This window comes from Streptomyces sp. NPDC046197 (genome assembly GCF_040646295.1).
In the GTDB taxonomy this organism is placed as follows: Bacteria; Actinomycetota; Actinomycetes; order Streptomycetales; family Streptomycetaceae; genus Streptomyces.
Genome location: NZ_JBEYZY010000075.1, coordinates 1 through 6,594 on the forward strand (window position 1 = coordinate 1; position 6,594 = coordinate 6,594).

The window sequence follows — 6,594 nt, forward strand, 5'->3', positions numbered from 1 at the left end:
CCGCTACGAGCGCAAAGCCGAGCACTTCCTTGCCTTCACCAGCATCGCCTGCACCCTCATCTGCTATCGCAGACTCACCAAATGAGATGACGTCTTAATACCGCTGCGCGTACCAGGTCGGTGGCTCGCCGAACATAGTCTTGAAGTCGCGGATGAAGTGGCCCTGGTCGGCGTAGCCGAGGTCCGCCGCCAGTGCGGCCCAGTCGATCGCCCCGCCGGCGGCCATGCGTGCGGTCACCTCGTGCAGGCGGTAGCGGCGGATCACCCGCTTGGGCCCGATGCCGACGTACTCCGCGAATAGTCGTTGCAGCCCCCGCATGCTCAGCCCCAGCTCGCCGGCGAGGCGTTCGACCCTGGTCATTGCCTTGTCCTTGGCGATCAGCTCGACCGCGGCCACCGCCTGGCGCACCCGGGGGTCGTCGTCCGGCAGGTGTTTCAGCAGGAACGCATCCAGGGTCGGCACGTCGAGCGTCGTGGGCAGGTCCGGGCCGAACACCTCGGTCGCCGGGACGACCCGGTCGGTGATCGTCGAGACGGAGGCACCCAGGAACGGGCGGAAGCAGCCCGGCCGGAACGCAACGCCGAAGACGTGGTCGCGGCCCTCGAGGACCTTGATCTGGTAGCCGCTGCACACGCCGTTGACGTCCGCGCGGCCGCCAGCGAACGAGAGGTGCACGTTCGGGTACGGCACGATCTTCTGCCGGTAGGGCTCGGCGTAGTCCCAGCGAGCCTCCCAGTACCGCTCCACCCATGGCGCGAGCGCCGGCGACGGACTGTGGAACGCGTGGCGCTGATACCTGGTCCACGCACTGCGTAGCTCACGAACGTCCCGCCGCACACGGCAGAGTGTATGTCGCCTTTGTTCAATACCCCTCCGGCCCACGGCGCCTAACGTCGCCGCCATGTCACACCTTTCCAACGCGGCCGAGGCCATGGCCGCAGTCGCCCACACCATCACCGACGACCAGCTCGCCAACAAGACTCCGTGCACGGAGTATGACGTGCGGGCACTGGTCAACCACCTCCTGTTCTGGGGCCCGTCGCTCGCCGGCGCAGGCCGCAAGGAGTCCGTTCCGCAGCCAACGGCCGCCGAGTCCGATGTGGACCTGGCGGCCGGCGACTGGCGCGGACGCCTGCTCGCCCTGCTGAACGACATCACGTCGTCGTGGGCGCCGCCGGGCGCCTGGGAGGGCGAGACGAGCATGGGCACGCCGCATATGCTGCCCGCGCCCGTCATGGGTGACATGATCGTCGGCGAGCTGACCGTGCACAGCTGGGACCTGGCGGTCGCGACCGGGCAGCGGCTGGAACTGCCCGCCGACCTGCTGGCGCATCTGCACGACACGATGTTCGCCGGCGTGGAGCAGGGGCGGGAGATGGGCCTGTACGGACCGGAGGTCGCGGTGCCGGCCGACGCACCCACCTTGGACCGCATCCTCGGCCTGACCGGCCGTGATCCCGCCTGGACGTAGTCTCGACTCCGGCTCTGAGCCGACGCCGGCTGCCAGGGCCTGGGCGCCCAGACCGGCGGCCGGCGCGAAGCACACTCCTCACGCCGCATCCGGGTCGAACATGGGCTGGTCGTTCTCCGCAGGGTGGGGCAGCCGGGAGACGCTGGACGTCACGCTGGTGGAACCGGAGCTGGTGGTGGAAGTCGGCGTCGACGTCGCCCGCGATGCCTCCGGCCGGTGGCGCCACCCCGCACGCCTGCACCGTGCCCGCCCCGACCTCTCCCCCACCGACGTCCCCCGCCTGACGTCGCCGCCGCGCTGACGGCGGCACGGGCGCGGCGGCCCCGCCGACGCGCAACCGGCTGAGCGCGCGCCCTGATCCCCGGCCGCGGCCGCGCCGCCCATCCCGCCCGTCCCTTCTCCTTCACTCCAGCCAGGGAACATGGGCGAAAGCGGCCGGTCCACGACCTGCGGCTGCCGTTCGACAACAACCCCGCCGAACAGACGATCAGGATGGGAAAACTGCGGATCAAGGTCTCCGGATGCCTGCGGACCCTGCAAGGCGCCCAGGACTTCGCCGCGATCCGCACCTACCTCGCCACCGCAGCCCGCCACGACCAGCCCATGCTCGCTGCCCTTGTGCAAGCCATGCGAGGCAGCCCCTGGATGCCCGCCACCGCTTGATCCCACTGGTCCCGCCGACCGGCGATCAAGCATGCCCTTCCAGGATGGCCCAGTGCCGCACATCGAGATCGTGACAGCCGTCGCCGCACCCCCAGACCGGGTGTTCGAGTCATGTCTCGACGTGGAAGCGCACACGCGGTCGATGGCTGATTCGTCGGAGCGGGCGGTCGGCGGCAGGACCCGAGGCAGACTCTCACTCGGCGACACGGTGACCTTCCAGGCCCGCCACTTCGGCCTGACCTGGCGACTCACCGCCCGGATTACGGCGTATGACCCGCCCCAGCGCTTCGTGGACGAGCAGGATGCCGGCCCCTTCAAGCGATGGCATCACAGTCATCACTTCGAGCCGGACGGCACCGGCGGCACCCTTATGAGGGACGTCAACGACTTTGCCTCGCCGTTCGGACTTCTCGGACGCGTCGCTGACCACACCATCCTGAGCTGGTACATGCCCCGCCTCATCAGAACCCGCAACGCTTACCTCGCCAGCGCCTTGCGCTGAGCCCAGATCGACGATCACCACGCCTTCAGGGGCGGTACAGGGTCCCGGCAGCCGCCACAGAGCCGACCGAGTCAAGCCGACCAACCCCCTATCCAGTTACCGGCGGGCCATCTCCTACCACCATCGACCGCGCGGCGAACCCCGCGCGGAATTCTCAGGCGTCCCCGGGGAGCAGGTGCTGGCCGACCTGACGGAAGGCCCACGAGCCATGGGTGTGGGTGAAGACCCACACCAGGTCGAAGCGGTTCGGCCACGCCGCGGGCGCGCCGCTGTGCGAGGCGCCGAGCGCATTGACGATGGCCGGGATGCGCGAGTGCTCCCAGCAGATCAGGACCGGTTGGGGAGCGGAGAGCGCGGCCTCGGCCAGTGCCGCTTCCTGGGACTCGGCGTGGGTGGTGTCCAGGGTGATGCCCATGTGCCGGGCGAGCGGTGTGACGGTCTGCCGCATCCGGTGGGCGCCGGCGACCGGGCCGTGATCCGCAGCAGCGTAGGTGGTCCGCGGACGCACGATGCCGGGTTTCAGGGGCTGGCCTTTGGGCGGGTCGAACAGCGCCGGCAATGCCCTGGCCCGCTCCCAGCCGCGCCGGGTGAGAGACTTGGCGTCCGGATGGCCGTTCTCGTCGATGCCGGATTCGTTCCGGCCCGGCTTCTCCCCGTGCCGGATGATCATAATGGTGGTGTTGTCCGCGACCGGGACCCTGGTAGTCGGCGTGTCGGCGGGCTCGGATGCGGCTTCGCGGGCGTGCTTGCCGCCGCAGCCCGCAAGGACCGCGGGCGCGGCCGCCGCCATCGCGGCCAATGCACCACGCCGACTGACCATCGTGCGACCGACGCCGCTACCGTCCGGCGTCCGCGCAGCCCCTTGCGTCCGGCTCTCCACCATGCGAACTCCTTACCGCGCTTCTCGGGCCACTGTTCGTTGCGGAGCACTACAGCATCGCTTGGTGAGAACCTCTCTCATGTTGGCCGCCGTCGGAACCGGCCGCGGTCGCCGACGGTCTCTTCCCGGGAAGGGCGGGCACATCGCCCCTGAGTGCCCGAACGCGGGTGACAGGCGTAGATCAAAAGCGTATGAAAGCAGGGAAATGAGGGCTGTGGAGACGTTGAGGCGGCGGCTGCCGGGCACCGCCGTATACGTGACGGCCCTGCTGCTCACCGCATGGTGGCTGAAGGGACAACCGGCAGCGGAACGGGCCCGCTTCATGCGCCACAACAGCAGCAACGTGCATCACCTGGATGTCGGCAAGTGGTGGACCCTGTTCACGAGCGGTCTGGTGGTCGACGGTGTACCGGCCCTGGTCGGTATCGCCGCGGTGGCCGGGGTCCTGGGATGCGCCGAGTGGCGCTGGGGGACACTGCGCGCGTGCGGAGTCTTCGTCTTCGGTCACCTCACCGCGACCCTGCTCACCGAGGGCGCCCTGTGGCTGATGCACTTCGTCCATCTGCCCGGCGTGCCCACCCGGACCCGTGACGTGGGCATCAGTTACGGTCTGGTGACGACCGCCGCCTGCCTGCTCGCCCTCACTGCCGGCCGGCTCCGCCGCCATGGCCTGCCTCTGCTCGCCGCGGCGCTGACGGCCGCGCTGCTGTACGACCAGGAGCTCGCGGACGTCGGCCACCTGGCCTCCCTCGCGCTGGGCTTCCTCGCCGCCCGCACGGCGTGGCTGCGCACCTCGTCCGGCCCCCCAGTGTGCACGATGCCCGTCGCACCCGATCCCGTCGGCGCCGCATTGCCGAGCGGGAGTGCCCCGGTGAGGAACGAGGGCGTCGGTGCGCGGGGTACGCCAGGAGCAGTCCTGAACGGCGGGCGTTGAGCGGTTCGCTGTCCCAGGCCGACAGCCGCGGGAAGAGCTGCCGCGAGAAGGTGCTGTTCGTCCCCGCCCAGCACCAGCAGTGCATCAGCGTGCAGGACTTCGAGGCCGGCTCCGGTTCGACCGACCGGAATCACCATGGGGCCGGGCTCAGCACGGTGTTGCGGGTGGCAAGGGCGGCAGCCTCTTCTCGTAGAGCCAGGTGTGCAGCAGCGGCTCGACCGCCGTCGGCGAGTACCGCCCGGCATGAGCGAGGAAGGCGGCGGTGTCGGCACTGCGGCCGCGGTGTGCCTGGTGCCAGCCGCGCAGGAGGGCGAAGAAGCGGTCGTCGCCCAGTGTCAGCCGCAGGGCGTGGAGCGTACAGGCGCCCCTGTCGTAGACGCGGTCGTCGAAGATGCGGTCTCCGGGCCGGGATCCGCGATCCGCAGGCGCTGCGGGCCTTTCGCCAGCGTGTTCCCCGCCGCGCGGGCGATGGTGTCTGCGGAGTCCTCCCCGATGTGCTCCGACCGAGCCATTACCCATAGGTGGCGAAGCCCTCGTTGAGCCAGATGCCACGCCAGTCCCGCAGGCTCACGCTGTTGCCGTACCACTGATGGACGAGTTCGCGGGCGACGAGCGTCTCCCACGTACGGCCGCCGTCGAGCACCCTCCGCCGGGAGCCGAATCACCGCCGCCGACGGCGAGGCGAGGATGTTCCACGTCGGAGACCGGCCGACGGAGATCCACCTCGCGCGGATCGAACTCGGCCCCGACCACCGGGGAAACGGCGTCGGCGGCCGGCTCATCCGCAGTCTCTGCGCCTGGCCCGACAACAGGGGCTGCTCGGTCCGGCCCGATCCGCCGATCTTGGCCCGCACCTCCCGCTCCCCCGGCCCGCACCCGGTGGCCCGGAGTCAGCCCGGTCCCTGCCGGGACCGGGGTCAGATCCAGTCCTTGCGCTTGAAGGCCCAGTAGAGCAGCACCGATGCAACGACCATGACACCGGTGGAAGTCAGGAAACCCGCGTGGGTGTTGACACCTGGATACGGAACGTTCTGCCCGTAGAAACCGGTGACGGCCGTGGGGACGGCCACGATCGACGCCCAGCTGGTGACCTTCTTCATGATCAGGTTCATGCGATTGCCCTGAACGGTCAGATTGGTCTCCATGATGGACGTGATCATGTCCCGCAGCGACTCGGTCCACTCGGTGGCCCTGAGGACATGGTCATACACATCCTGGTAATAGGGGAGCAAGGGCTCGGCGACGATGTGCAGGTCACGCCGGAGGAGGCTGTTCACGACCTCCCGCATCGGCAACACCACGCGGCGCAGCTTCGTGAGGTTCTTACGCAGCGCGTAGGAATCGCGCTGGACGGAGTCAATCTGCTCGCGCCCCTCGTCGAAGAGCAGATCCTCCACTGCTTCGATACGGTCGTCGAGATCCTGCACGGCGGCGAAGTGCCCGTCGACTATGTGGTCGAGCAGTCCGTGCAGCAGGAATCCCACCCCGTACTTGGCGAGATCACTGTTCTCGTCCCAGCGTTCGACGACCTTCTCGATGTCGAACCGGTGGTCGGGGCGAATAGTGATCAACGCCGTAGGTGTTATGAACACCGACAATTCACTCGCGGTCAGCTGTCCACCGGTCTCGTCGGTACTGATGGCGTAGGCACTGAGGAAGGCGTGGGTACGGTAGCGGTCCAGCTTGGGCCGCTGATGCTCCTGACGTGCGTCCTCCACCGCGAGCTCATGCAGACCGAACTCCTCGCTGATCATCGCGAAGTCGGCGGAGCACGGATCGCACAGGTCGAGCCAGACCGCCACGTCCGGATCGTTCACGTATTCCGAGATGTCCGCGGTCGGAAAGTCCTCCAGGATCAGAGAGCCGTTGCGGTAGAGCCGTGTGCGAGTCATGGCCACGCACCATAAGCCGCCCTGGTAAGAAGCCCGCTTCCGCTCCTTGCCGAGGGTTCGCCCGTCAACACGAGTGCGCGCGCCCGGGCGGGGCCGGTCAGGAGCGTTCTTGACATCCTCGCCCCCTTAAAGGAGGGCGATTCCCGTCTGCCGCGCCGTTGTCGGGCGTGGCTCCGGGCGGGTTCCTGCTTCAACGCGCTGTGCCGGTAGGGGTACCGGTCTTACCTGCGCTCCACGGGCTGACACGGCCA

The 6,594-nt window shown here is 68.9% G+C and carries 10 protein-coding genes; 6 read left to right on the plus strand and 4 right to left on the minus strand.

Annotated elements, in window-relative coordinates; all coding sequences use genetic code 11:
- Positions 1 to 94: 94 nt before the first annotated feature.
- Positions 95 to 838: a helix-turn-helix domain-containing protein gene (locus tag AB0A61_RS40550; protein ID WP_361304519.1), complete on the minus strand. Its 744-nt coding sequence runs from the start codon at positions 836 to 838 to the stop codon at positions 95 to 97.
- Between the two features lie 64 nt (positions 839 to 902).
- Here AB0A61_RS40550 and AB0A61_RS40555 point away from each other — a divergent pair, with 64 nt between their 5' ends.
- The 4 genes from AB0A61_RS40555 (at position 903) to AB0A61_RS40570 (ending at position 2,637) form a co-directional block, all read left to right on the plus strand.
- Positions 903 to 1,472, plus strand: a complete 570-nt coding sequence (locus tag AB0A61_RS40555; RefSeq protein ID WP_361304522.1) for a TIGR03086 family metal-binding protein — start codon at positions 903 to 905, stop codon at positions 1,470 to 1,472.
- Between the two features lie 100 nt (positions 1,473 to 1,572).
- Positions 1,573 to 1,773, plus strand: coding sequence for an ATP-dependent DNA ligase (locus tag AB0A61_RS40560; RefSeq protein ID WP_361304525.1), 201 nt, complete (start codon positions 1,573 to 1,575; stop codon positions 1,771 to 1,773).
- Positions 1,774 to 1,829: 56 nt separating this feature from the next.
- The gene (locus AB0A61_RS40565) at positions 1,830 to 2,135 is read left to right on the plus strand and encodes a transposase (RefSeq protein WP_361304546.1); all 306 of its coding nucleotides are present in this window, start codon (positions 1,830 to 1,832) and stop codon (positions 2,133 to 2,135) included.
- A gap of 52 nt (positions 2,136 to 2,187) precedes the next feature.
- Positions 2,188 to 2,637, plus strand: coding sequence for an SRPBCC family protein (locus tag AB0A61_RS40570; protein ID WP_361304528.1), 450 nt, complete (start codon positions 2,188 to 2,190; stop codon positions 2,635 to 2,637).
- Positions 2,638 to 2,791: 154 nt separating this feature from the next.
- Here AB0A61_RS40570 and AB0A61_RS40575 read toward each other — a convergent pair whose 3' ends face one another.
- Complete coding sequence (locus AB0A61_RS40575; protein WP_361304531.1) at positions 2,792 to 3,427, minus strand: hypothetical protein; 636 nt, start codon at positions 3,425 to 3,427, stop codon at positions 2,792 to 2,794.
- Between the two features lie 304 nt (positions 3,428 to 3,731).
- Between AB0A61_RS40575 and AB0A61_RS40580 the strand changes: the two genes are divergently transcribed.
- Complete coding sequence (locus tag AB0A61_RS40580; protein ID WP_361304534.1) at positions 3,732 to 4,451, plus strand: rhomboid-like protein; 720 nt, start codon at positions 3,732 to 3,734, stop codon at positions 4,449 to 4,451.
- 511 nt (positions 4,452 to 4,962) lie between these two features.
- Here AB0A61_RS40580 and AB0A61_RS40585 read toward each other — a convergent pair.
- Positions 4,963 to 5,094 (minus strand): M1 family aminopeptidase, encoded by a 132-nt coding sequence (locus AB0A61_RS40585; protein ID WP_361304537.1) that lies wholly within the window; start codon positions 5,092 to 5,094, stop codon positions 4,963 to 4,965.
- 44 nt (positions 5,095 to 5,138) lie between these two features.
- Between AB0A61_RS40585 and AB0A61_RS40590 the strand changes: the two genes are divergently transcribed.
- Positions 5,139 to 5,402, plus strand: a complete 264-nt coding sequence (locus tag AB0A61_RS40590; RefSeq protein ID WP_361304540.1) for a GNAT family N-acetyltransferase — start codon at positions 5,139 to 5,141, stop codon at positions 5,400 to 5,402.
- Here the strand turns inward: AB0A61_RS40590 and AB0A61_RS40595 are convergent.
- Positions 5,369 to 6,343: a magnesium transporter CorA family protein gene (locus AB0A61_RS40595; protein WP_361304543.1), complete on the minus strand. Its 975-nt coding sequence runs from the start codon at positions 6,341 to 6,343 to the stop codon at positions 5,369 to 5,371. The genes AB0A61_RS40590 and AB0A61_RS40595 overlap by 34 nt on opposite strands.
- Positions 6,344 to 6,594: the final 251 nt, after the last annotated feature.